The organism is Streptomyces sp. JNUCC 64, assembly GCF_054484115.1.
The window spans coordinates 1,727,754-1,753,296 of the sequence record NZ_CM137015.1; the positions used below are offsets into that span (position 1 = coordinate 1,727,754).

19 protein-coding genes are annotated in these 25,543 nt (G+C 71.9%); 13 read left to right on the forward strand and 6 right to left on the reverse strand.

Annotated features, from left to right (window positions below):
- Window positions 1–11: 11 nt before the first annotated feature.
- On the forward strand, window positions 12–1,265 hold the full coding sequence (locus ACVWNX_RS06800; protein ID WP_454412974.1) for an oxygenase MpaB family protein: 1,254 nt from the start codon (window positions 12–14) through the stop codon (window positions 1,263–1,265).
- Between the two features lie 147 nt (window positions 1,266–1,412).
- Window positions 1,413–1,571 (forward strand): hypothetical protein, encoded by a 159-nt coding sequence (locus ACVWNX_RS06805; protein WP_454412975.1) that lies wholly within the window; start codon window positions 1,413–1,415, stop codon window positions 1,569–1,571.
- Between the two features lie 104 nt (window positions 1,572–1,675).
- Here ACVWNX_RS06805 and ACVWNX_RS06810 read toward each other — a convergent pair whose 3' ends face one another.
- Together ACVWNX_RS06810 and ACVWNX_RS06815 are read right to left on the reverse strand one after the other, a co-directional pair.
- Entirely contained in the window at window positions 1,676–2,341 is a 666-nt protein-coding gene (locus ACVWNX_RS06810) for a 4'-phosphopantetheinyl transferase family protein (protein ID WP_454412976.1), read from the reverse strand.
- Window positions 2,338–3,189, reverse strand: coding sequence for a metallophosphoesterase family protein (locus ACVWNX_RS06815; protein WP_454412977.1), 852 nt, complete (start codon window positions 3,187–3,189; stop codon window positions 2,338–2,340). The genes ACVWNX_RS06810 and ACVWNX_RS06815 overlap by 4 nt, the downstream gene beginning before the upstream one ends.
- A 170-nt stretch (window positions 3,190–3,359) precedes the next feature.
- On the opposite strand from ACVWNX_RS06815, the gene ACVWNX_RS06820 reads away from it, so the two are divergent.
- The 10 genes from ACVWNX_RS06820 (at window position 3,360) to ACVWNX_RS06865 (ending at window position 14,556) form a co-directional block, all read left to right on the forward strand.
- Window positions 3,360–3,776 carry a hypothetical protein gene (locus ACVWNX_RS06820; protein ID WP_454412978.1) on the forward strand — a complete coding sequence of 139 codons (417 nt, stop codon included), beginning with the start codon at window positions 3,360–3,362 and terminating at the stop codon, window positions 3,774–3,776.
- A gap of 173 nt (window positions 3,777–3,949) precedes the next feature.
- Window positions 3,950–4,945, forward strand: a complete 996-nt coding sequence (locus tag ACVWNX_RS06825; protein ID WP_454412979.1) for an ABC transporter substrate-binding protein — start codon at window positions 3,950–3,952, stop codon at window positions 4,943–4,945.
- Window positions 4,946–5,016: 71 nt separating this feature from the next.
- Window positions 5,017–5,979: an ABC transporter permease gene (locus ACVWNX_RS06830; protein ID WP_454412980.1), complete on the forward strand. Its 963-nt coding sequence runs from the start codon at window positions 5,017–5,019 to the stop codon at window positions 5,977–5,979.
- On the forward strand, window positions 5,972–7,135 hold the full coding sequence (locus ACVWNX_RS06835) for an iron chelate uptake ABC transporter family permease subunit (RefSeq protein WP_454412981.1): 1,164 nt from the start codon (window positions 5,972–5,974) through the stop codon (window positions 7,133–7,135). Before ACVWNX_RS06830 ends, ACVWNX_RS06835 begins: the two co-directional genes overlap by 8 nt.
- Window positions 7,132–7,890 carry an iron ABC transporter ATP-binding protein gene (locus tag ACVWNX_RS06840; RefSeq protein WP_454412982.1) on the forward strand — a complete coding sequence of 253 codons (759 nt, stop codon included), beginning with the start codon at window positions 7,132–7,134 and terminating at the stop codon, window positions 7,888–7,890. The genes ACVWNX_RS06835 and ACVWNX_RS06840 overlap by 4 nt, the downstream gene beginning before the upstream one ends.
- 506 nt (window positions 7,891–8,396) lie before the next feature.
- Complete coding sequence (locus ACVWNX_RS06845; protein ID WP_454414660.1) at window positions 8,397–9,293, forward strand: polyphosphate polymerase domain-containing protein; 897 nt, start codon at window positions 8,397–8,399, stop codon at window positions 9,291–9,293.
- Window positions 9,290–9,973 (forward strand): DUF4956 domain-containing protein, encoded by a 684-nt coding sequence (locus tag ACVWNX_RS06850; protein WP_454412983.1) that lies wholly within the window; start codon window positions 9,290–9,292, stop codon window positions 9,971–9,973. Before ACVWNX_RS06845 ends, ACVWNX_RS06850 begins: the two co-directional genes overlap by 4 nt.
- Window positions 9,973–11,766 carry a CotH kinase family protein gene (locus tag ACVWNX_RS06855; protein ID WP_454412984.1) on the forward strand — a complete coding sequence of 598 codons (1,794 nt, stop codon included), beginning with the start codon at window positions 9,973–9,975 and terminating at the stop codon, window positions 11,764–11,766. Before ACVWNX_RS06850 ends, ACVWNX_RS06855 begins: the two co-directional genes overlap by 1 nt.
- 304 nt (window positions 11,767–12,070) lie before the next feature.
- Window positions 12,071–12,847, forward strand: coding sequence for a response regulator transcription factor (locus ACVWNX_RS06860; RefSeq protein WP_454412985.1), 777 nt, complete (start codon window positions 12,071–12,073; stop codon window positions 12,845–12,847).
- Window positions 12,844–14,556 (forward strand): sensor histidine kinase, encoded by a 1,713-nt coding sequence (locus ACVWNX_RS06865; RefSeq protein WP_454412986.1) that lies wholly within the window; start codon window positions 12,844–12,846, stop codon window positions 14,554–14,556. The genes ACVWNX_RS06860 and ACVWNX_RS06865 overlap by 4 nt, the downstream gene beginning before the upstream one ends.
- On the opposite strand, the gene ACVWNX_RS06870 is transcribed toward ACVWNX_RS06865, so the two are convergent.
- The 3 genes from ACVWNX_RS06870 to ACVWNX_RS06880 form a co-directional block, all read right to left on the reverse strand.
- Window positions 14,534–14,701, reverse strand: coding sequence for a hypothetical protein (locus tag ACVWNX_RS06870; RefSeq protein ID WP_454412987.1), 168 nt, complete (start codon window positions 14,699–14,701; stop codon window positions 14,534–14,536). The two genes, ACVWNX_RS06865 and ACVWNX_RS06870, sit on opposite strands and share 23 nt — an antisense overlap.
- Window positions 14,689–15,795, reverse strand: coding sequence for a metallophosphoesterase (locus ACVWNX_RS06875; RefSeq protein WP_454412988.1), 1,107 nt, complete (start codon window positions 15,793–15,795; stop codon window positions 14,689–14,691). The genes ACVWNX_RS06870 and ACVWNX_RS06875 overlap by 13 nt, the downstream gene beginning before the upstream one ends.
- Window positions 15,796–15,887: 92 nt before the next feature.
- Complete coding sequence (locus ACVWNX_RS06880; protein ID WP_454412989.1) at window positions 15,888–18,116, reverse strand: MMPL family transporter; 2,229 nt, start codon at window positions 18,114–18,116, stop codon at window positions 15,888–15,890.
- Window positions 18,117–18,516: 400 nt separating this feature from the next.
- Between ACVWNX_RS06880 and ACVWNX_RS06885 the strand changes: the two genes are divergently transcribed.
- Window positions 18,517–19,419 carry an AfsR/SARP family transcriptional regulator gene (locus ACVWNX_RS06885; RefSeq protein WP_454412990.1) on the forward strand — a complete coding sequence of 301 codons (903 nt, stop codon included), beginning with the start codon at window positions 18,517–18,519 and terminating at the stop codon, window positions 19,417–19,419.
- Window positions 19,420–19,560: 141 nt separating this feature from the next.
- On the opposite strand, the gene ACVWNX_RS06890 is transcribed toward ACVWNX_RS06885, so the two are convergent.
- Window positions 19,561–25,455 carry a hypothetical protein gene (locus tag ACVWNX_RS06890; RefSeq protein ID WP_454412991.1) on the reverse strand — a complete coding sequence of 1,965 codons (5,895 nt, stop codon included), beginning with the start codon at window positions 25,453–25,455 and terminating at the stop codon, window positions 19,561–19,563.
- Between the last annotated feature and the right edge of the window lie 88 nt (window positions 25,456–25,543).

A 25,543-nucleotide genomic window follows, 5' to 3' on the forward strand; every position in this document is an offset into this window, starting at 1 on the left:
AGGAAAGCGTCATGAACCCCATCGGTGCCGACCAGGTGGCTGGACCGGACACCCCCGCGTACACGGAGGCGTCGCTCGACGCCCTGCGCGACATCGGCGACGAACTGGCCGACGCCACCGTCGAGGAGTTGTTCGCCCGGGGCGAGGTGGGCACGTTCAACACGCTGATGCGCTGGTTCACCACGGCCGGGCAGGAGCTGCCCGAAGGGCTGCCCCGGGTGGCCCGCGACTACCTGGAGGCCACGGCGCTGCCGCCGTCGTGGGTGGACTGGGGCGAGATGGAACGGGCCCGGCTCTTCTTCATCGACAACGACGTGCACGTCTCGACGGCGCTGTCGTTCGCGTCGATGCCCGCCTGCTACGCGGTGCCGCACGTGGCGAAGCTGCTGAGCGCGACGCACTCGCTGGAGTACCCGTCCCGCCGGATGGCGGAGACCGGACAGTTCACCGTCTATCTGATGCGGCCGGACGCCTTCGAGGCGGGGAGCAGGTTCATCCCGGCCGCGCAGAAGGTACGGCTGCTGCACGCGTCGATCCGCTACCACCTGCGGCGGGAGGGGCGTTGGGACGTCGGGCGGCTGGGCGTCCCGATCTGCCAGGAGGACATGATCGGCGGGCAGATGATGTTCTCGATCCAGGTGCTGGACGCCCTGCACCGGTTGGGCGTCCACGTCTCCAACGAGGGCGCGGACGCCTACTACTACGCCTGGCGGGTGGTCGGCACCATGCTCGGCCTGGACCCGGGGCGGATCCCGGAGGACCTGGCGCGGGCCCGGCTCTTCTCGGACCTGTACATGAGCCGTCACACGGGGCCCTCTCCGGAGGGGGCGCGGCTCACCCGCCAACTGATCGACCTGTACGAGGAGGTGGTCCCGGGGACGGTGTTCGACCCGGTGGTGCCCGCGATGATCCGCTATCTGATCGGGGACACCACCGCGGACTGGCTGGAGGTGCCCCGGTCGGCGCTGTGGGACTCGGCGATCCGGGCGGCTCCGGCGCTGCTCGGGGTGCTGGAGACGCTGGAGGACCGCTCGCCGCTGGCCGCCTGGGCCCTGGACCGCCTCGGCCACCACACCAGCGTGTTCGAACTCAGCTCGCTGACCCGGGGGCGGGTGATGCAGTACGCGATCCCCGAACGGCTCAAGAACGAGTACGGGATGACGTCCGCTTCGTCCCGGCTCGACCGCTGGGTCCCGCCCCCGCTCACCCCCGATCCCGGTCTCCGGGGCGGGAGCTCATGGGCGGGGCCAGGCTCCGGAGGGTGAGGAAGGCGCGGGCGGCGACGAGGAGGGGAGCGGTGGCGCGCCCGTCGCACCAAGCGCGGCCCCCGGCCACCACAACACGGCGAAGTGCCCTGAGGGACCGCGAGGCGCCGGGCCCGTCACCGATATCGTTCTGAGCGTTCCATAGGGGTGCGGTCAGCGCACAAACTCACCGCGCCGCTGTGGCTCGGCGCGGCGCTCGCCGTCCTGGCCCTCGTCACGCTCCTGCCCGACCTACGGCAGTCGCGACGGCCCCCGCTCGCCGCCGCGCCGTCCGGCGTCCCGGAACACCGGACGGAACGCGCCTGACCACCGTGCCGGACCCGTCCCCGGACCCGCCGAGGTACCCGTCCGGGGACGGGCCATCCCGCTCGGCCACGGCGGACGGACTCCCGTCTCCCCCGGCTCCGGGCTCAGCCGGGGACCCGGGGCAGCACGATCGCGGTGAGCACCAGTCCGTCGCGGACCAGCCAGCGGCCGGAGAGCCGCTCCAGCGGGCGCCCGTCGACCTCCGGTCCCGGAACGAGCAGCCGCGCCGTGAACGTGCCGTCCTCCGGGGCGAACCGCACCTCCGCCTCCCCGAAGTCCAACTCCCGCCGGGCCAGCGGGTACCAGGTCTTGAAGACGCTCTCCTTGGCGCTGAACAGCAGCCGTTCCCAGGGCACGTCCGGACGCGATCCGGCCAGCGCGGCGAGCCGTTCGCGTTCGGCGGGCAGCGACACCATGTCCAGCACCCCGTCCGGCAGCGGACCGGCCGGTTCGGCGTCGATGCCGATCGACACCACCTCCGCCGACCGGGCCAGCGCCGCCGCCCGGTACCCGTCGCAGTGCGTCATCGCCCCGACGATCCCGTCGGGCCAGCGCGGTTCGCCCCGGGGACCGGGCAGCACGGGCCCCCCGGGGAGCCCCAGCCGCTCCAGGGCGCGCCGGGCGCACAGCCGTACGGTGGCGAACTCCCGTCTGCGGCGGCCGACCGCGCGGGCCACCACCGCCGCCTCCTCCGGGAAGAGGGCGGCCGGTTCGGCGTCGTCGGGCCGCCAGACGGTGACGACCTGGCCGGGCACGATCTCCCCGATCATCGCGGCGCCCCCACGGACGCCTCCGCCGGGAGGATCCGCCGCAGCCCGGGGCGGTCCGCCCGGCCGCGCCACTCCCGGGGGTAGCCGACCGACACCTCCGTGAACCGCACCCCGTCCTCCCAGGTGACCCGGGGGATGTGCAGATGCCCGTAGACGACCTCGGCGGCCCGGAACTCCCGGTGCCAGTCGGCGGTCAGGGTGGTGCCGCACCACTGCGCGAACTCGGGGTAGCGCAGGATCTCCGTCGGCAGCCGGGTCAGGGGGAAGTGGTTGACCAGGACGGTCCGGTGCCCGTCGGGCACCTCACCGAGGCGGCGACGGGTCAGCTCCACCCGGGCCCGGCACCAACTGGCGCGGTCCGGATAGGGGTCGGGGTGGAGGAACACCTCGTCGGAGCAGACGATCCCGGAGTCGTAGGCGACCTTCAGCGACTCCTCCGGGGTGGTGGCCCCGGGCGCGAGGAAGGAGTAGTCGTACAGCAGGAAGAGCGGGGCGACCGTCACCGGGCCGCCCTCGCCGTGCCACACCGGGTAGGGGCACTCGGGCGTGGCCACCCCGTACTCCCGGCACAGTTCGACCAGCCGGTCGTAACGTTCCCGTCCGCGTAACTGGACGGGGTCGGACGGATGGGTCCACAGTTCGTGGTTGCCGGGCGCCCAGATCACCTTGGCGAACCGGCGGCTCAGCAGGGCGAGGGCCCATTCGACGTCGGCGAACTTCTCGGCGACGTCACCGGCGACGATCAGCCAGTCCTCGTCGGACCGGGGGCGCAGCGCCTCGGTCAGCTCGCGGTTCTCCCGGTAGGCGATGTGCAGATCGCTGATGGCGAGCAGACTGCCCGTGCTCATGGACCTCTTCCTTCCGTTCGGGACGGGGGCGGGCTGGGTCGCCGCTCTCCCCCGCGCTCCACGCATGGCCCGAGGCTATGCCGACACCCGCCCGAACGCACCACCCCCTCGGGCGGTCCCCTCCGGTCGACGGCCGCCCGACGGAGACAGCGCCGTGGAAGCCTGGCCCGATGACCGACCTTCCCGCGCGGCGCGCCCGGTCCTGGCTGGCCGGGTGCGCCGTCGTCTTCTTATGCGCCCTGTTCGTGGCGACCCTCGCCGTCGCCGCGTTCTTCGTCTTCTTCTTTCCCCGGATGCTGGAACGGCCCGTGGACGAGCCCAAAGAACTCGATCTGGCCGCCCAGGTGAACTTCACCAAGGTGCACATGGAGTCGGCTCTGCTGGACAAGCGCCTCACCGATGCCGAGATCGCCCGGGCCGCTGGCGCCGGTATCGACGCCGGGCCGTGGAACGTACGCCGCACCGCCAAGAACATCCGGATCTTCGTCCATTACGCGGACGGCCCGGCCTGCTACCGCTTCACCGTCCCCAAGCCCATCGACCTCAGGGTCTCCGTCCGCAAGGTCCGGCTCGACTCCTGCCCCTGAAACCACCCCGCACCCGGCCCAACCGGGCGAGCGCCCCGGGGCCCACCCCCCACCCGGAGGGGGTCGATCGAGGGGTCCCGAAGCAGTTAGGTTAGGCTAAGCATGCTTACACGTTAAATGCAGTGGCGCCGCCGTGCTGCCGGCTGCCCACGAGGCCCTTGGAGACATCCCCCGTGCGTTCCGTCCGTTATCGCAAGACCCTCGTCCTGACCGGTACGGTCCTGTGCGCCGGGATGGTGCTCGGCGCCTGCGGCAAGTCCGAGGAGTCCTCGGCCTCGGGCAAGAGCGAGGAGAAGGGCAAGGGCAACGTCACCGTCGCCACCGCCAAGGGCGACCTCGAGGTCCCCCGGGAGCCCGCGCGCGTCGCCGCCCTCGACAACACCTCCTTCGCGACCCTCAAGGCGTTCGGCGTGAAGCCCGTCGCGGTGCCGAAGGCGCTGCTCCCCAACGGCTTCGAGGACTGGAAGAACGACTCCTCCATCAAGGACGTGGGCACCCACCACGAGCCCAAGCTGGAGGCCCTCAACGGCGCCGAGCCCGACCTGATCATCGGCGGCTACCGGTTCACCGAGCACCACGACAAGCTGTCCAAGATCGCCAAGACCGTGGACATCGCCCCCTCCGACGAGGCCGAGGGCGGCTACGTCAACGCGCTGAAGACCCAGACGGAGACGCTCGGGAAGATCTTCGCCAAGGAGAAGGAGGCGAAGGAGATCGTCGGCGCCCTGGACAAGGCCCAGAAGTCCGCCGTCGACGCCACCAAGGGCGAGACCGTGTTCCTCGGTGTCGCCAGCGGCGGCAAGGTCGACAACGGCGCCAGCCGCATCAGCCGCCTCTCCGACCCGCTGAACCTGAAGAACGTGCTCAGCGCCGAGGGCGAGGACAGCACCTCCGTCCACAACGACTCCGGACTCGCCCCCGAGACCATCGCCAAGCTGAACCCCGACTGGCTGATCGTGCTCGACCGTGACGCGGCCGTGGGCGCCGAGGGTGCCGAGGCCGTGCCCGCCAAGAAGGTCGTCGACGGCATGGAGGCGTGGGACAAGACCACCTTCCGCAAGCAGGACCAGGCCATCTACCTGGCCCCCGACTTCTACCTGACCGAGGGCGTCCAGGCGTACACCGACGCCTTCGACCAGGTCGCGACCGCGTTCAACGCGGCCGGCTGACCCCCTCCACACGCCGCAGCGGCCCCGGGCACCCGCCCGGGGCCGCTCACCCCATCCGTCCCGGAAGTCCCATGCGACGACTCTCCCTCCCGCTGGCCGCGCTCGGCGTGCTGGCCCTGGTGATCGCCTCGCTGTTCGTCGGCGGGTACGACATCGACCTGGGCACCCTGGTCAGCGACCCCGACGCCCGGAACATGTTCCTCATCTCCCGGGTGCCGCGCACCCTCGCGCTGATCCTCGCCGCGGCCGCGATGGCCGTCTCCGGCGTGATCATGCAGATGCTGGTGCAGAACCGTTTCGTCGAGCCGACCACCACCGGCACCAGCGAATGGGCCGCCCTCGGCGTCCTGCTGCTCACCCTGCTCGCCCCGGCCTCCTCCCCGCTGGTGAAGATGACCGCCGCCAGCGTCTTCGCCTTCGTCGGGGCGCTCGTCTTCCTCACCGTCCTCGGACGGATCGCCCTGCGGTCCCAGGTGATCGTGCCGATCGTGGGGATCATGCTCGGCGCGATGGTGAGCGCGGTCACCCTGTACATCGCCTCCTCCACCAACCTCCTCCAGACCATCGCCACCTGGCGTTCGGGCGGGTTCAGCTCGGTGGTGCGCGGCAACTACGAGCCCCTGTGGGTGGTGGGGATCATCGTCGTCGGGCTGTACCTGGCCGCCGACCGCTTCACCATCGCCGGGCTCGGCCGGGACACCGCCACCAGTCTGGGGCTGCCGTACCGGCGGATCATGTTCATCGGACTCACCATGGTCGCCCTGGCCACCGGCGTCACCACGGTCGTCGTCGGGTTCATCCCGTTCCTCGGGCTGATCGTGCCGAACCTGGTCTCCATGGCGCGCGGCGACGACATCCGGGGGAACCTGCCCTGGGTGGTGCTCAGCGGTGTGGCCCTGATGATCGTCTGCGATCTGGTGGGGCGGCTGGTCGTCTTCCCGCTGGAGATCCCGGCGACGGTGGTGCTGGGCGCCGTCGGAGCGGTCGTGTTCGTCGCGATAATCCTGCGCCAGCGAGGGAAGGCCCATGTCTGAGAGTCCGCTGGCACCCCCGTCCGCAACCTCCCCCGGACCCGACACGTCCGCCGCCTCCACCGGGTCCACCGGGTCCGACGCGTCGGGCTCGTCGGGCTCGTCGGGCTCGTCCACCGCACCCGCCGCGTCCACCGTGCCCGCGAAGGGTGCCGCGTCCACGAAGGGCGCCGGACGCCCGAAGGGCGGTGCCGCCCGTGCCCGGTGGAACCCCTCCCCCGGCACCCGGATCGCCGTGGCGGCCGGACTCGCCGTCGCCTCGGTGCTCTCCTTCCTCTTCCTCTTCATCGAGGGGTCCTTCGACTTCGCCTTCGAGCGGCGGCTGACCGTGCTGGGCACCATGACGGTGGTCGCCTTCGCCCAGGCGGTGGCGACGGTGGTGTTCCAGACGATCACCCACAACCGGCTGCTCACCCCGTCGATCATGGGCTTCGACGCGGTCTACATCCTGATGCAGACCCTCCTCGTGGCCGTCTTCGGCGGCAGTGTGCTCGCCGCGACGGACGGACTGCCCAAGCTCGTCACCCAGACGCTGCTGATGACGGGCTTCACAATGCTGCTGTTCGGCTGGCTGTTCTCCGGGCGCCGGGGCAGCCTCCACGTCCTGCTGCTGGTCGGCGTGGTGCTGGGGCTCGCCTTCCGCAGCCTGTCGGACTTCCTCCAGCGGCTGCTCTCCCCCGCCGAGTACGACACGCTCTCGGCCCGGCTGTTCGGACGGCTGAGCAGCGCCGAGCCGGAGTACCTGCCCCTCGCGGGCGCGGTGTGCCTGATCGTCGGCGCCGTCGTCTGGAGCCGCCGCTACCGGCTGGACACCCTGCTGCTCGGCCGGGACGCCGCGACCAACCTGGGCATCGCCCACAAGCGCGAGCTGACCGTGATGCTGCTGCTCGTCTCGCTGCTGATCGCGATGTCCACCGCCCTCGCGGGCCCGATGACCTTCTTCGGGTTCGTGACCGCGATGCTCGCCTACCAGATGGCGGGCACCCACCGGCACGTCGTCGTCCTGCCGATGGCGTTCCTCATCGGGCTGATCACCCTGGCGGGCGGCCAGTTCGTGATGGAGCACGTGTTCTACGCCTCCGGCATGCTCACCGTCGTCATCGAGTTCCTCGGCGGGGCCCTCTTCCTCGCGCACCTCCTCCGGAAGGGCACCCTGTGATCGAGTTCACCGACATCCGCAAGGCGTACGGCGACGACGTCGTGCTCGGTCCCGTCTCCGGGCGGATCCCGGCGGGCGGCGTCACCTCGCTCGTCGGCCCCAACGGCGCGGGCAAGTCCACCCTGCTGACGATCATCGGCCGCCTCGCCGAGCCGACCTCGGGCACCGTCACCGTCGACGGCCTCGACGTCCACCGCGCCAAGTCCCAGGACGTCGCCCGGACGCTGTCCATCCTGCGCCAGGAGAACCACTTCACCGCCCGGGTGACGGTCCGGGAACTGGTCTCCTACGGCCGCTTCCCGCACAGCAAGGGCAGGCTCACCCGCGAGGACGTCGCCCATGTGGACGAGGCGCTGGACTTCCTCCACCTCGGCGACCTCCAGCACCGCTACCTCGACCAGCTCTCCGGCGGTCAGCGCCAGCGCGCCTACGTGGCGATGGTGCTGGCCCAGGACACCCGGTACGTGCTGCTCGACGAGCCCCTCAACAACCTCGACATGAAGCACTCGGTGCGGATGATGAGCCAGTTGCGGCGCGCCGCCGACGAGCTGGGCAAGACCGTCGTCCTGATCGTGCACGACATCAACTTCGCCGCCGCCTACTCCGACCGGATCATCGCCCTGCGCGACGGCCGGGTCGCCGCCTCCGACACCGTGGAGGCGATGATGCGCGCCGAGGTCCTCACCGAGGTGTTCGACACCCCGGTCCAGGTGCACGAGATCGACGGGAAGCGGACGGCCGTCTACTACCGCTGAGCACCCCTCGCCCCGCCTCTCCCCGCCTTCCCTGTCAGCCCGTTCCGCCGCCCGGCGGGACGGGCCGACGCGTTCCTCCGCCTGGGCCGGACAGGGCCTCCGGAGGCGCCGTGCGAACGCTCCTGGAGTCCACCCGGGAATCTCACCCGTTCCTCATCTCCCGTTGGTTGCTTGTCCGTGGCCGGTCCGAACGGTTCGGCCACGGACGTCCACGGGCGCTCCGGCCACGGACGTCCACGGGCGTCCGGAGGACGGTTCGCCCGCGGCGGAGGAGAGCGAGGAGGAGCGTGGTGATTCCGCCGAACACGGTCGGAACGCGCGAGGACCCGGGTGACGGACCCCACCGGTCCGGGGGACCCCGGACGGAGAAGCCCGGGGAGCGGCCCCGGACCGGCGGGCAGCCCCGGAGCCCTGGGGAAGGCCGGACCGGGCCGCACGACGGGCGGGGGAACGGGCGCGGGGACGGGCCCCCGGACGGCACGACGACGACGCACGTCGCGAGCCGGCTGCACGCCTTCAACCGCTTCGAGCTGAAGTACCTGGTGCCGGTGGAGCGGGCGGCGGAGATCCGGGACGAGCTGGCCGGGCGGATGGACCGCGACCCGCACAGCCCGGTGGGCGGGTACGGCGTGTGGAGCCTGTACTACGACACCCCCCGGCTGAGGTTCTACTGGGAGAAGATCGAGGGCCTGAAGTTCCGCCGCAAGCTGCGCATCCGCCACTACGGCACCCCGGACGGCATCACCGACGCCTCACGGGTGTGCGTGGAGATCAAGCAGCGCGTCAACCGCGTGACCCAGAAGCGCCGGATCACCCTGCCCTACGGCGAGGCGCGACGGCTGTGCGACGGGCGGCGGCTGATCCCGCACGCGGAGCGGGAGAGCGCCTTCGTCCAGGAGGTCCTGGAGCTGATCGTGCGGCTGGACCTGAGGGCCACCGCGATCACCGGCTACCAGCGCGAGGCCCTGGTGGGCCGGGGCGCCGACACCGGGCTGCGGGTGACCTTCGACCGCCGGGTGCGCGGCCGGGACCGGGACTTCCACCTCGGCACCGAGACCCCGGAGAACCGGTTCACCATCCCGCCGCACCTGGCGGTCATGGAGGTCAAGGTCAACGAGCGCACCCCGTACTGGATCACCGACCTGGCCGCCCGGCGGAACCTCGACCTGGTGCGGATATCCAAGTACGTCCAGTCCATCGAGGCGTTCGGGCTCGCGCCCCGCTCGGTCTTCCACGTCGACGAGGCCGACCACCCGCCGCCCACCGCCGGGGGACACCACCCGCTCCCGTCCCCCCGGCCACCACAGCCACGGCCCCAGCCGTCACCCCAGTCCCTGTCACCCCTGTCACCCCTGTCGCCCCGGACGGCGCCGGACGCGTCGGCGCGGAGAGGAACCCCGTGAACTTCGACCTCGAACTCCAGGAGCTGAGCGGCACGTTCAGCGTCACCGACGTGGTGGTGGCGATGTCCCTGTCGTTCGTCCTGTCCACCCTCATCGGCTACGCGTACCGCTACACGCACCGCAACGTCTCCTACAGCCAGTCCTACGTGCAGACGCTGGTCGTCGTCGGAATGGTCGTCGCCCTGATCATGCTGGTCGTCGGTTCCAATCTGGCACGGGCGTTCTCGCTGGTCGGCGCGTTGTCCGTGATCCGGTTCCGCAACGCGATCAAGGAGACCAGGGACGTCGGCTTCGTGTTCCTGGCGATGGCCATCGGCATGGCCTGCGGGGCCCGGTTCTACACCCTGGCCGCGGTCGGCGCGGTGGTCATCTGCGCCGTCGTCCTGGTGATGTTCAAGTTCGACTGGTTCGCGCTCAACGTCCAGCGCCAGGTCGTCAAGGTCCAGGTCCCGGCCGGTGAGGACCACACCCTGGGCATCCGTGACGTACTGATCGAGTACACCAGCGAGTTCGAGCTGGTGAGCACCGAGACCATCCGGGGCGGCGCGCTGACCGAGGTCTTCTACACGGTGCGGCTCAAGAAGGGCCGCGAGCCGGGCGAACTCGTCGGCGCCCTCCAGGAACGGACCTCCGGGCAGCGGGTGACGGTCCTGACCGGCTACGACACCACGGACCTGTGATGAAGGACGGCCCGGCCGCCCTCCGGGGCGGCCGGGGGCGGCGGCTGCGGGACCGGCTGCCCGTGCGGCTGCGGCACCACTGGAAGCCGGTCGCCGCGCTCGGGCTCGGACTGGCCACGATGGTGTGGTTCCTGGGGGACACCCGGATCGCCCCGTACGTCACCTCCGCCTCCCGGGTGGAGGCCGACGCCATCACCGACGACGTGCCCGGAACGGTCGACCCGTACGACACCTCGGTGGCGCACTCCATCCGACTCACCTACGAGCGGACCGACTTCGACAAGATGATGAAGGAGTTCCGCGAGGACGGCACCAAGGAGTACATCGAGGCCGACCTGGTCATCGACGGGGTGCGCCTCGACGACGTGGGCATCCGGCTCAAGGGCAACTCCACCCTGATGTCCCTGCGCGGCGGCTCCGGACCGGGTGGTCCGGGCGGACCGGACGCCGGACGGAAGCTGCCCGGGGCCCCGCGGGGCGCGCAGAACGGCGGAGGCCAGGGCGCCGGGGGCCAGAACGGCGCCGGGGGCCAGGGCAACGGCGGCCAGAACGGAGCCGGAGGCCAGGGCGCAGGCGGCCAGAACGGTGGTCCGGGCGGGGCGGCGGGCGGTCCGGGGGGCATGACGCGGTACGACCTCTCGGCGGAGAAGCCCGAGGAACTGCCCTGGCTCGTCAAGATCGACGAGTTCGTGGAGGGCCGCGCGTACCAGGGCGAGCGGGAGATCTCCCTGCGCCCCGGGAGCGACGGGCAGGTGCCCCTGAACGAGGCGCTGTCGCTGTCGCTCACCGAACGCGGCGGACAGCCCTCCGAGCGGTTCGCCTTCACCCGGCTGCGGGTCAACGACCGTCCCGTGGTGACCCGGCTGATGGTCGAGAACCCCGACACCGACTACGCCGGGGAGTCCGGCGGGGGCGACGCCGTGCTGTACAAGGCGAAGGCGGGCGGCACCTTCGCCTACCGGGGGGACGACCCGACGGACTACGAGAGCGCCTTCGAGCAGTTGAACAAGAAGGGCAGCCAGGACCTCGAACCGGTGATGCGGCTGATCAGATGGGCCGACCGCGCCTCGGACGAGGAGTTCGCCCGCGAACTCGACGACTACGTGGACGTGGACTCGCTGGCCTCCTACCTGGCGACGCAGAACCTGTTGCTGAACTTCGACGACATGGCCGGTCCCGGAAAGAACTACCTGCTCCGCTACGACCTGGAGACCGAGCGGTTCACCGTGCTGGGCTGGGACTACAACCTGACCTTCAGCGGGAACACGGCGGCCGGACCGGACGACACGGTCGGCATGGGCCGTGGTGGCGCCCCAGCGGGGGGCACCGCCGGAGGCACCGGTGGGGCGCCCCCGGACGGTCCGCCGCAGGGACCTCCCGAGGGCTTCCCCGAGGGGGGCGTGCCCGAAGGGCTGCCCGAGGGCTTCCCCGAAGGCGGCGCGCCCGAGGGGCTCCCCGGGGGGAACGGCGGCGGCCAGGAGGAAGGCGGCGGCGCGCCGGACGCCCGTCCCGGCGGTGGGCCGGGCGGGGGCGCCGGAGCCATGGGGCATCCCTTGAAGACCGGGTTCCTGGAGTCCGACGCCTTCGAGGAGGTCTACCTCACGGCGTACCGGAAGCTGTACGAGCGGTTCTACGCCTCCGGCACGGCCGTGAAGGAACTCAAGGCCCTCACGGAACGGGCCAGGGCGGCGGGTGCCGGTGGCGAGGAACTGGACACCGCGGCGGAGCGGCTCACCGGGACCCTCAAGGACCGGGCCACGGCCCTCGCCGGGAACATGAAGGTCACCGGCTGAGTCCACCCGCGACCCCACCCGGCCCGGGCCTCACCGCCCGGACCCGCACCGGCGGCCCCACCGGCGTTCCGGCCCGTCCCCCAGTGCGGGGACGGGCCGGAGCGCCGTCCGTCCCACCGCCCCGCCCCCGACGCGGTCCGACGCGACCGGGCGTACCCCACAGGAACGGCGCTTACCATCACCCTCCGGGCGATCCCGTCCACGTCCCCGTCCGCCCCTCCGTCAGCCCGCCACCCGGTCCGCTCCGGCGTCACGCCCAGCGGTCCGTCCGCCCGTCCGGCCCGTCGTCCCCGAGGTGCCCACCATGATCGACCAGCACGGCTCCGTCCCGGGGCCGGGATCCGTTCCCGGACCGGGTTCCGTGACCGGGCACACCGTCCTGGTCGTCGAGGACGACCCCAGCATCCGGACCCTGCTGACCTCCGCGCTCAGCGCCGCCGGCTACACCGTGGCGAGCGCCGCCACCGGACGGGAGGCCATGGCGGAGGCCGACGCCCGGCGGCCCGACCTGATCCTGCTGGACGTGATGCTGCCGGACACCGACGGCTACCGGATCACCCGGGAGCTGCGTGCCCAGGGCACCTACACCCCCGTGCTGTTCCTCACCGCCCGCACCGGGGTCGAGGACCGGATCATCGGACTGAGTTCGGGCGGCGACGACTACGTGGCCAAGCCCTTCCACGTCCAGGAGGTCCTGCTGCGCGTCCGCGCCATCCTGCGCCGGGTCAGCGCGCCCGCGTCGACCTCCGCCGTCCGCCCGCCGCTGCGCTACGCCGACCTCACCCTGGACGAACGCACCCACGAGGCGCACCGGGCCGGACGGCCGCTGAGGCTGTCCCCGACCGAGTTCCGGCTGCTGTCCTGTCTGCTGTCGCACCCCGAACGGGTGCTGGAGAAGGCCGACATCCTCCAGCGGGTCTGGGCGTACGGCTTCTCCGGGGACACCCGGATCGTCGACACCTACGTCAAGTACCTGCGCCGCAAGATCGACCGCGACCCTCCCGCGCTGATCCACACCGTCCGGGGCGTCGGCTACTGCCTGCGGCTGCCGCGCGACGGCGCGGACCCGGCCGCGTCATGAGGTGGTGGCCCCGGCGACCGCGCCCCCGTTCGCTGCGCGGCCGTCTCGTCCTGCTCTCCGGGCTGCTGGCGACCGGCGCGGTCGTCCTGTGCCAGGCCGCCGGCCTCACCGTGATGCGCGGCTGGCTCACCGACGAGGTCGACGAGCGGCTCGCCCACTTCCGGCCGCCGGACGGGGTGTACCGGGACATCGCCGACGGCCGGCTCCGTCAGCGGCCCCGCCCCGACAACGCCCTGCCCTCCGACTACCGGGTCTCCTTCTACGGCCGGGACGGACGGCTGCTGGACACCGTCCTGGGACACGACGACGCCCCCGGCCCCCGGCTGCCGGACACCACGGCGGAGCTGGAGCCGACCACGGGCCGGGCCGCCACGGTCGGCCCGGCGGACGGCTCCGGGTCCGACTGGCGGGTGATCGTCTACGCGGGGCCCGACGGGATGCGGGCCGTGGTCGCGCTTCCCCTGGACACCGTCGACGGGGCCACCACCCGGCTGCTGTGGTTCAGCGTGGCGCTGGGCACGGCGGTCGCCGTCGGGGTCGGCCTCCTCGGGAACCTCGCCGTCCGGGTCGGGCTGCGTCCCCTCACCCGGGTCGAGCGGACCGCCCAGCGGATCACCGACGGCGCCCTGCGGCTCAGCGTCCCCGTCCCCGACCCGGACACCGAGGTCGGACGGCTCAGCCTGGCCCTGAACACCATGCTCGACCGGCTGCGCGCGGCGCTGCACCGCGCCGAGGACTCCGAACGGCAGCTGCGCCGTTTCCTGGCGGACGCCGGGCACGAGCTGCGCACCCCGCTGACCGCCGTCCAGGGGTTCGCGGAACTCCTGCTGCACGAACCGGACATGAGCGACGAGCGGCGCCACGAGGCCCATGGCCTCCTCAGCCAGAACGCGGAACGGGTGAGCCGGCTGGTCGACGACCTCTTCCTGCTCGCCGCCCTCGGCCGGGCCCCGCACCCCCACCAGGAGACCGTCGACCTGCTCTCGCTGTGCGCCGACGCCATCGCCACCACGGCGCTGCGCCACCCCCGGCGCGCCATCTCCCTGGAACCACTGGAACAGCTCGCCCCGGGAGCACCCGGTCCGGAACCGTCCGGCCGGGACCCGCTCGACCGGGACCCGCTCGGCACGGGAGCGCCCGGCGTGGACCCCTTCGCCGTACCCGGTCCCGTCGACGGGGAGCGGGACCTCGACATCACCGAGACCACCGGCGACCCCCACCGGCTGGCGCAGGTCGTCGGCAACCTCCTGACCAACGCCGTCACGCACACCTCCGACGGCACCCGGCTGCGGGTCCGGGTCGGCGCCGCCCCGGCGGGCCCCCGCCACGGCGCCGACCGGCCCGGCCGGGTGGCCACGGGGCCGCCCCCGCCGCCGGGCACCCCGCTGTCCGTGGTGGAGGTGGTGGACGACGGCCCCGGACTCGCCCCCGAGGACGCCGCGCGCGTCTTCGACCGCTTCTACCGCGCCGGACCGTCCCGTTCCCCGATGCCCCCGGGCTCCGGCCTCGGTCTCGCCATCGCCGCCGCCATCGCCACGGCCCACCACGGCCGGCTGGAACTCGACACCGCCCCCGGCCGGGGCAGCGTCTTCCGGCTGGTGCTCCCCGGGTCCGGCCCGGGACGCGCCGAGCCCCGCCCGGGGCACGTGACGGCGGCCCGGGCGGGATGCCGCGACGCACCCGGGGTCAGCGGCCCTCCAGTTCGATGACGCTGATGTCCGGCGCGGCGCCGATCCGGACCGGCGGGCCGAAGAACCCGGTTCCGTTGGTGACGTACAGCTGGGTGCCGCCGACCCGGCCGAGCCCGGAGAGGACCGGGTTGGCGAGGGCGGCGACGGCGCTCAGCGGGAACATCTGGCCGCCGTGGGTGTGGCCGGAGAGCCGCAGGTCCACCCCGTGGTCGGACGCCTCGCCCGCGAGGACGGGCTGATGGGCGAGGAGGACGACGGGACGGCCGGTGTCCCGGCCGCCGAGGGCACGGTCGAAGTCGGGGCCCCGGCCGTGCTCCTCGCCGGTGACGTCCTCGACCTAGGGGGTGTCTGACGATTCCCCCAGCCCTGGACGTCGTCGTAGAAGTACTCGTGGTTGCCGGTGGCGAAGAAGGCCCCGTGGCGGGACTCCAGCGCTCTGAACGGTTCGACGGCGTCGCCGAGTTGGGCGCTGGTGCCGTCGGCGAGGTCACCGACGATCGCGACCAGGTCGGGCTCCAGCCGGTTGATCATCCGGACCACGCGCTCGGTGTGGGAGCGGCCCAGGAGCGGCCCCAGGTGCAGATCGCTGATGGTGGCGACGCGTAGCCCCGAGGCCCTGGGGTCGAGGGTGGGCAGCCGGACGGGGACGCGTTTGACGACCGGGCCGCCGAGGGCGGTGCGCATGCCGTACCCGGTGGTGGCGAGGGCCGTGGCACCCACCACCGTGCCGACGGTCCGGCCGAGGAAGAGCCGCCGGTCCATCAGCCTGACCGGTTGGATCCTCGGACGCCCCACGGTGATCCGCAGAGTGCCGGGGGACCTGCCCGACGCTCCGTCCGCCCGGAAGGATGCCGTACCGGAGTCCTCCCGCGCGGGGTCCCGTACGGCATCCCGCGCGACCTCCCGGGCGGCTTCGCGCGCGGACTGCCCGGCGGCGGCCCGTTCCGCCGCCCGGATCCGGCGGACGAAGAAGGCCCGGGGGACCTCCGCCAGGGCGAGTCCGGTCAGGAGGTAGAGGAGGACGCCGATCAGGAGGTATCCGGGCCAGGCGAGCCACCGCCCGTCCTCCGGCCCGAGGTAGGGCGTCACGACGCGGGTCGCGGGGGCGACCACCGCGGAGACCACGATCGCGACCGTGCCCCGGCGACGGCCCCGGGTGGCGGGCCGGGTGATGTCGCGGACCAGCCGCACCCAGAGGTACGCGTGGAAGAGGGCCGAGCCCACGACCATGGCCGCGTAGAGGCCGATGTCCAGCATGGGAGAAGTGCTCCTTGAGTCGGTCGGCGGGCACCGCCGCGGGAGGTCCCGGCGACGGCGCCCGCCGTGGTGCGCCGGACGTGCGGGTCCGGTCAGTCCGCGAGGCCGAAGCGGGCGTGGAGGCGGCGCAGCGGGGCGGGCGCCCACCAGTTGGCGCGGCCCGCCAGCCGGATCAGCGCGGGCACCAGCACGGCGCGGATGAGGGTGGCGTCGACGAGGACGACGACGACCATGCCCAGCCCGAGCATCTTGAGGTAGACGATGCCGGAGGAGGCGTAGGTGGCGAAGGAGGCGGCGAGGATCACGGCGGCGGAGGTGATCAGCGGTCCGCCGCGTTCCAGTCCGGTGGCGACGGCGGCCGTGGTGTCGCCGCTCCGGTGGTACTCCTCCTTGATCCGGGACAGCATGAAGACCTCGTAGTCCATGGAGAGCCCGAAGGCGACGCAGAACATCAGGATCGGGATGGACGGCTCCAGGCTGCCGGTGGCGGTGAAGCCGAGCGCGGAGGAGAGGTTGCCGTCCTGGAAGACCCAGACCAGCGCGCCGAACATGACGGCCATGGAGAGGGTGTTGAGGACGATGGCCTTGGCCGGGAGCAGCAGGCTGCCGGTCATCAGGAACAGGATCACGAAGGTGACCAGGAGGACCAGCCCGAAGACGAGGGGCAGCCGGTCGACCAGCACCTCGCGGAAGTCGGCCAGTTCGGCGGGGTAGCCGCCGATCCGGACCTCGGTGGCGGCCCCGGCGGCGACGGTGGAGCGCACCTCGGCGATGACGGCGTCCGGGTCGTCGGAGAGCCGGTCCTGGGTGAGGACGACGGAGAACCAGGTGGCGTCGGCCCCCGCGAACCGCTCGGCGGACCCGCCCGGTTCCCGGACGCGGCGGCCGTCGGCGTAGGAGCCGGTGAGCGCGTCGACCTGGGCGACGCCGTCGAGGCGGGAGAGGTCGCGGGCGGTGTCCGCGACGGCGTTCCGGGCGGTGAGTCCGGGGGTGAGGACCTGGAGGGCGTCCGTCTCCTCGGCGGTGAAGTCGGCGCGGATCCGGTCCTGGACGACCCGGCTGGAGGCCCCGGCGGGCAGGACCCGGTCGTCGGGGGTGCCGAAGTCGACGCCCAGGGCGGGGGCGGAGAGGACGAGCAGGACCGCGAGCGCGGAGCCGCCGTGGACCAGGGGGCGGCGGGTCACCCGCAGGGCGGTGGTGTGCCACCAGCCGCCGTCGGCGCGGGTCGGGGCGGGCCGCTTCCGCTGGACGCGGTGGCCGAGCCGGGCGAGGGCGGCGGGCAGGATCACCACGGCGGCGAAGACCGAGGTGAGGACGGTCGCGATGCCCGCGTAGGCGAAGGAGCGCAGGAACGGGAACGGGAAGAGGAGCAGACAGGACAGGGAGACCAGCACGGTCAGCCCGGAGAAGGCGACCGTGCGGCCCGCGCGCCCCACGGCCCGCCGCACCGCCTCGGGGACCTCGTGTCCGTCGGCGAGTTCCTCCCGGAAGCGGCTGATGACGAAGAGGGCGTAGTCGACGCCGAGGCCGACGCCCATGACGAGGGTGAGGTTGGCGGCGAAGGTCGAGACGTCCGTGAAGCCGGTCAGCAGCCGCAGCAGCGCGAGCGTCGTGACGACGGAGAACAGGCCCGTGCCGAGGGTGAGCAGGGCCGCGTTGAACCGTCGGTAGATGACGACGAGGAGCAGCAGCACCAGCGGGAAGACGATGAGTTCGGCGCGGAGGAAGTCGGTGCGGGCCTGCTCCGCGGCCTGCCGGAAGACCTCGTCGGCGCCGCCGACCTCGACCCGCAGCAGTTCGTCGTCGCGGGCGAACCCGGGGGCGAACTCCGCGAGTCTGGTGCGGGCCTCGGTGACCGTACCGGCCATCCGGGCGATCACCAGCGCCTGTCCGCCGTCCTCGGAACGCATCACCGGGGAGGCGTCGCGCGACCAGTACGAGGCGGTCTCGGCCACCCCTTCCTGGTCGGCCAGTTCCCGTTCCAGGGCGCGGCCCGCCGCCGCGACGGCGTCCGTGTCCACGTCGCCGTTCTTGGCGGTGACGTGGAGCAGCACGCTCGGCGTTCCGGTGCCGAACTCCCGCTCCAGGACGGCGCGGGTGTCCAGGGACTCGGAGCCGGGGCTCTCGAACCGGCTGAGGACCAGCCGGTCCATCGTCCCGGACGCGAGGGCGAGCCCGAGCACGGTGAGCAGCACGCCCAGCCAGATCACCGGGCGGGGGCGGCGGGCGACGGCGGCGCCGAGGCGGTGCGGGGCGGTGTCGTCGCCGGGTGGTGCCGCCGTGTTCCGGGAGGCGGCGGGGGACGTGGAGGTGGAGGCCACTCGTGCGTTCCTTCGTGTTCGGTGCCCGGCCGTGTCCGGCGGGACGTCGTCCGCCCGGAGGCGCCCGTGGGCACGGGAGGGATGCCGTGGGGCGGGGCGGCCGGGGCCCGGTCCGGATCGGTGTCGGTGAGGTCCGCACACCTTCTCCGAAGACGCTGGAGCGGACCGCCGTACGCGTCGGGAGGGGACGGGGAGGGCCGGGGGAAGGAACGGGGAAGAGATGCGGAAGGAATGGGGAAGAACCCGGGAAGGATGGGTGACGTATCGTCAGAAGCGGTGTCCGGCCCCGGAACCGGGGCGGACGGACGGGTCGGACGGGTCGGACGAGCGGACCGGACCGGCGGGCGGGCGGGATGAGGCGGGACGGGGCGGGGCGGACGGATCGACGAGGGGGAGGACGATGTCCACGGTTCTGCTGAGGCACACGGGTCCGGAGGGCGACGGGGACGGGAACCGGCCGGGTGTCCGGTTCATCCTCTTCGGCCCGCTCCAGATGCTGGTGAACGGCGATCCGGTGGCCCTGGGCCCACCGAAGCAGCGGGCGTTGCTGGCGACCCTGCTGCTGCGCCCCGGCCTCTCCACCGGAACCGATCAGCTGATCTCCGCCCTCTGGGGGACGGAGCGGCCCGCGTACGCGAAGAACCTGGTGCAGAAGTACGTCTCCGGGCTGCGCGGGGTGCTCTCCGGCGCCGTGGCGGAGGTCCCGGGCGCGGCCCCCGGGATCGTGTGGACCACGGGCGGCTACCGGCTGGAGACCGGGGACGCCACGGTGGACCTGCACGCCTACGAACGGTTCGCGTCGGAGGGCACCACCATGGCCCTCACCGGTGACCTCCAGGGGGCGGCGCGGCACCTGGACGGCGCGCGGATCCTGGTCACCGGCCCCCTGGCCGAGGGGCTGGAGGCTCCCGTACTGGACCGTGAACGCGTCTACCGGGAGGAACGCTTCCTGGCCGACATGGAGTTGCGCGCCGAAGTCGAACTCGACCTCGGACGGCACCGCAACGCCATCCCCTACCTCTACTTCGTCCTGCACCGGCGCCCGCTGAGCGAACGCTTCAGCTGGCTGCTGATGCTCGCCCTGTTCCGCGCCGACCGGGGCGCCGACGCGCTCTCCCACTACCACGGCTACCAGCGCAGGGTGGCCGACGAACTCGGCGCCGACCCCGGCTTCGCCCTGCGGGAACTGCACCGCCGCATCCTCGCCCAGGACCCCGCGCTGATGACGCTCACCACGGTCCCGCCGCCCGAGGGCGGACACCGGACCAGCACCGGCCAGGCTCCCGAGGTGACGACACCCTGACGTCGCCGGGGGCACTGGCGGCCCGCCCTCGCCCCGGGACGGCGGGGGAGACGGCCAGCGCTGACGGCACCCGCGCCGCTGGTCGTCCCGGTGGACCCGTGGTGGGGACCGGTATCTGGCCCTCACCACGGGTTCAGCGGGCTACTCCTGAGTTCCGAGGACTCCCAGCGCCGCGTGGAACACGGGTTCCACGCGCAGTCGGGTGCCTTCCCGTTCCAGGACCTGGAGCGCCTCCAGGCACATGACCGTCCGTCGCGCCTCATCAGGGGCGAAACCCGCCATCTCGACCGCCGTCGCAACGTAGGCGCCCTCGTGCCATTCGGTATCGAGGTGATCGACGACGGCGGAGTACCCGGCTTGGAGAGAGCCGCTCTCCGGCAGGCCCACGGCGTCCACGAACTCACCCGCGCCGTCGGGCTGCTCCCGCCAGGAAGCGAGCGCCTGCAGCACCTTGTCCTGGTTCTGGTGGCGCTCACGCAGTTCCAGCGCCTTGTCCAGCAGGAACGGCCAGCCTCCGGTAGCCGAGGCGAGAGCGGTAAGGCGTTGGTCCGTCTCGCACAAGCTGTGACGCTGCGTCCAGTCCTTGAGGCTCCGCAGGTCGTGTCTGCGCAGCACCACCACGGTCTCGCGATCGGCCTCGGCTCCGACGAACAGGTCGGACCAGAAGTCGAGCTGTCCCTCCCCTGACACCAGGACCACCGACCTGGTGGCTCCGGCAGCCACGGGAAGCACCGACTTCGCCAGGTCGAGGGAGTCCCGGCAAGACCTTTCGCTGCCGCGGACGAGGTCGCTGACGAGCAGCCTCCGCGCACCGGCCCGACCGACAGCGAGTTCCTTGCGGAAGGTGTTGGCGCTACCGATGACGGGTGCCGACCAGCCCGTCATCCTGCTGGTCTCCCTCAGGGTCCGCTCCACGTCGGCGACACCGGTTGCCCGCGTACCGAGGACGACACGGACCTGATTTCCGCCCTCCCCCAGCAGATAGTCGATCTGATTGACGGTGAGCGGGCCGGAACGGCCGTCAGACAGGACGGGCCGACTCTCCAGGACGACGGTCTCTTCCAGCCGGGACTCCTTCTCCGCGCCGACGAGCCGTGCCTCGATCTCCTGCGCGGTGCCGATCATGCGCAACGCGTTGGGACCCCTCAGATGCCAGCCCTGACCGTCGTTGTTGGGTGCCAGGACACCGAGCCCGACCATCTCCTGGAGGTAGGCGCGGAAGCCCTCGCTGTCCAGCTGCTCGAAGCCCTGACGCCACCAGTAAGCGCACTCGTCACGGAGCTCCCGGTCACTGAGCCTGATCTCCAGACCGGCGTCCCGGGCGTGCCAGGCGAGGACGTTGGCGATGACGTGGTAGCGGTCGTCGAGGGCGAGTGTGTCCTTGAAGGCCGCAGTGATGTCCGAACGCAACGAGGTGTCCTGTTCCACGGCGTCCACGTCGCCTTCGCCGATCGTCCAGGGCGGCGGCACCAGCGGAAGGCGGGCTCGCTTGTTCTGCATGACCTGCACCATCCGACTACCGAAGATCTGCAGGAGGAAGGGTTGGTAGGAGCAGAAGCCGAGCACCCTGTTCACGAGATCGACATCGGCGAACTCGAAGCCCAGGGCTCTCATCGGATGCACGATCAGGTCAGCGGCGAACTGCGGAGCCAGCGGACCCACGACCGTCGGGGTCTGCGCCAGATGGCTGAAGGGGCCGTTCCTAGCGAGCCGGGTGAAGCGCTGCACGGAGTGCAGCCCGGCGAAGACCACCTTCGCCCTGCCACGGGAGTCCTCACCGAGACCACGCAGACGCCGGGTCTCCGTGCACTCGGGAACGTCCGCTTCGAAGAAGCGGTCACACTCGTCGAGCAGGATGAGGAGTCGACGGTCGGGGTCCTGTTCGAGCCACTGGGCGATGCCCGTGGTGACCCTCTGCCATGCCTCCGGACGCGGACCTCGCCGCCGAGGCTCCTCCAGGAGGCCCTCCCGGGTGAGCTCCTGATCCAGGGTGGGCCAGATCGCCTCGGCGCCCAGCGCGGCTCCTCGGCCGATACCAGTCTTGTCAAGGTTGAGATAGATCGTTCGGTAGGCACCCGGGCGCTGTTCCTCGAAACGGTCACCGGCGTCCGCAAGGAGCGCGGACTTACCGAGCCCCCTTCCCCCGTAGAGGATCTGAGTTCCGGCGGGGTCGTGGATGCTCTTGCGCTCACGGTCCCGGCCGTAGAACATCTCCCGCCCGATCTGACCGCGCTTCTCCTTGATGTACGGGTTGACGGAGGAGAACGGCAGCAACGTCTCGGTCGCGGCGTCCACCCTCCGGTTGCCGTGCGCCGTGAGATAGGCCAGAGCGGCGTCGTCGACGACCATGATCGGCTTGGTCGTCACCTGGGAAGCAGCTGCCAGCTCCGTACGGGCCTTGGTGTCCAGGGTCCCGAAGTGGACCACGAGCAGACTGCTCTCGTCGGGGTCCTGGAGGATGCGGCTGATCAAGAGCTTGGCGGCGGGGCGCCCCCAGATGAGCAGGGTGCGCAGCTTGCCTCCCCTGTCCTTGATCTGCGACCCGAACGCGGGCGCCCACGCCCGCCCGGTGACGTGCACGTCCGCCAGTTCGAAGAAACGGTAGTCCTTGCCACGCGGCAGTTCATCCAGGGGCCTGGCCCGCCGGGCCTCGTACCCCAGCAGCGACAGGGCGGGGGTCAGGCTCTCCCGCGGGTTGATCTTGATTCGGTCCTTGGTGGTGGCCAGTCTGCTCCACAGGTCGAGGGCGACGGCAGCCCGTTCGGCCTCCTCCTCGGAGAGCGGGGCGTAGTCCAGCACCGTGTGACCCTTGTAGCGGCGGCGAGCCCGGACGGCTTCGACCAGGTCCTCGTCGACACCACCCAGCAGCGCGTCGGGCACCGCGGGCAGAAACGCCTCCAGATGTGAGTCCTCGGCCCTGATCTCCGGTACGGACTCACCCAGTTCGAGGAAGTAGACGAGCTCCGCCGCGGTAGCCAGACTGTCGGTGTCCAGATTGCGCTGGACACGCTCGTGGTCCTCCGCGCTCACGTCCGGCAACGCCGCCAGCCTGGCGCGCAACCGATCGGCCGCTTCCTTCCGGTAGCGCGGCATCAGCTTCTCGACCCGGTCCAGGTTGCGACGGACAGCGGCGAGGTCCGGGGACTCCCCCACCAGCAGTTTCCCGGCGTCCGCCAGTGACTCCTGGAGGCTGACGTCCTGCTCGACCGTGAGGGCCTCGTCCGCCTGGGACCGCCGCAGTCTCGCCGAGAGCTCACTGGCCTTCGCGGCCAGCGCGATGTGCCGTTCCTGCTCCATCCCGACGAGCCTCGCCCGGCGCTCCGGCGAACGGGTCAGCGTGTGCGGCGCGGGGAGCATGCCCAGATCCGCGAGGTCGACAATGGTGCGCACCACTGCGAAGCCGTCCCGGCCGACCTGGAAGTCGATCGCTTCGTCCCAGGTACGGTCCACGCTCTGGATCAGATCGTTCGTGGTGGGCGTCTCGTCGGACCGGCTCCGGAACACCTTGTACAGCTCGGCGTCCAGCACCAGACTCACCTCGGGCTCGGATCCGGCGTCGAGCGCCCGGTTGCCGACGGACAGTCCGTCGAAGACCTTCGCGAACAACACGCGTGCCACCGAGGCGGCGGCCTTCACCAGAGCGTCGGAACTGCGTTCAGCCGCGGTGAGGTCGGCCATGACGCGCTCTCGCAGTCCGAGGAGAGAGACCCGCAGATCAGTCACCGCGCGGAAGGCCCAGGCGTTGTCCTCCGACCGCCCCGCCTCCAGCTCCCGCTTGACGGCACGCCACTCCCGGACGGCGTCCCGGACCCGTTCCACGTACTGGCGGACGTTGTTGCGGCCCGCGCCTTGGAGCTCCGGCCGTCCGGGGCTGCGCAGGGCGTCGTCCATCTCGTCAATGGCCGACTCGATCTGAGGCCGCCTGGCCAGGCTCTCCAGCAGTTCGTCCGCGCGCGCTTCGGCGGTCGGCGCGTCACTCACGATAGCCGTCAGCACACTGCCCAGCCGACCCGTCGGAGCAAGCCAGCGCTGCACCATGGCGCTCGCCCGCTGATACCGCATCCTCGGTACGGCGAGCAGAGCACGGCAGCCGTCGCTCGCCGCCCGGAGCCTGCCCTCCGTCTGCGAGACGTCCGCCACGACGGCGTGCGGCGGCGCGATGAGAAGAGCGCTCTGCAGCGTCGGTTCCGCGACCGCGACAGCCGTCTCCTGCAACGCGTCCGGCAATTGAGGGGCGAGCTGCTTCAACTGCGCACCGACGACCGGGGCTCCCGTCACCAGAGCGGAGTGCACCAGGGTGGGCAGCAGCAGCAAGGACAATTCCTCGCTCTCGCCTTCTTCCCCGGTGTCCCAGTCGTGCAGTGCTTCCTCGATGAACTGGGCCGCGCTGCCGGTCCTGGAAGACAGCAGCACCGACGCGGCCGCGAGTCGCAGGACGGCGGATTCGGCCACGGAGCGGTGAAGGGTCCGCGAGAGGTGGGCGGCGAGACCGAAACGCTGTTCGGTGACGAGACGCGCGAGAATCCGCTCGGTCTCCTCCGGCACGATGCCCGGAGCCGCTTCGGCGACGGCGACGACATCGGCGGCGGACGACGGTCCGGTGAGGGGCGGCAGGGACCGTTCTTCCCTCAGTTCCCCGGAGCGCGTGGCGGCTCCCCCGCCTATCGGTACGGACTCGGCGGGGCGCTCCGGGGCGGCAGGTACTACATCGGAACGCTCTTCCTCCGTCCCGTCCTCCCCGCGCTCCGTCTCCTTCCGGCCGTCGGAGCTCGTCTCGGCATCGACGGGCTCCGTCGCTGGGGCCACGTCCGCGGCCTCGGCCTCGGGCTCTGACTCGACGGTCACCGTGATCTGTTGGTGAAAGACAGCAGCCACCGAGTACGGAGGGTGCGCCAACGACAGCTGCTGCTGGATGTCGACGATCGTCTCGTGGGCACCGCTCCGGCTCACCTCTACGAGCTGAACCAGCAGGCTGAGGAATCGCGTTTCGGCGTCGTCCCGCTCGTCCCACCGCTCCTTCGCGAGCAGGGTCCTCGCGCGCTGCCGAGCGTCCGTGACCGTCTCCGCGACCGGGCTGTCCGGGGAGCAGCCCAAGGTCAGCACCGTCGCCAGGACGCCCCGGATCCGGTCGTCCCGCTGCTTCCTCCGCGTCAGGGCGCGGAATTCATCGATCGCGGACCGGACTTCGGTGAGGCGGTCGGTGACAGTCGTGACGCCCGCCGAGGACAACACGTCCCGGGCGCGGATGAACGCGGGTGCGACGGCGGCGAGTCGCGCCAGGTCGGAGTCGGCAGGTGGACGCCCGTCCAGCAGGGTGTCCCGGACCCGATCGGCGGCGTCGCACGCCTCCTCGACGGTCCGTCCGAGGTCTTCCCGCACCGATACGATTTCCGCGTCCGAAGGCACCTCCCCCACGGCGACGGAACTGGTGGACGCCGACTGCGGCTCCTCCGGTGAGGGCCGCTGCGCGGGGACGACGGCCCGCGACCCGCGCTCGACGGTGGTGCCCTCACGTGGGGAAAGGACCCGCGGGTCCAGATCGGCCGACGCGTCGGTGATGCGCCGCGCGGCCCGGTACACCGCCTCCCGGGCGGCCTCGTTCGCCGCCACACCGAACAGCTCGTGATCCGCGGCCCACAGCAGCAGATGGGCGTCGAAGACGGATGCCTCCACATGGGAGAAGAGCGCCAGGCGCAGCAGTCGTGGGCCCCACCGCTCCAGGAGTCCCGTCGGGGAGGGAACGGAAGGAGACTCCCCGGCTTCGCGGTAGGCGTCGCTGATGACGCGGGCGGTGAGGTGCGCGAGAGCGTGCCTGAGCTCCCCGTCCCGTTCCAGCCGCTGTACGCGCTTCAGGACCTGCTCGCTCAGCACGTGCCCGAAGCGCCGTGGCTCGACCTTGCGGAAGCCGAGGGCCTGCATGATGGAATGCCGGTTCTTGGGGTCGAGGGAGTTGAGCGCGAGTTCCGCTTCCTCGACGGTGAGTTCGCTGATCGTCGGCCTCAGGACCGGCCCCAGTCCCTGAAGTGCTGTGGCCAACTCCTCTAGCAGATCCACCGGGGTGCCTGGTGGGGAGAACGGTGGTTGCGCCACCACGGGATAGCTGAAGGTCATGGGTTCCGATCTC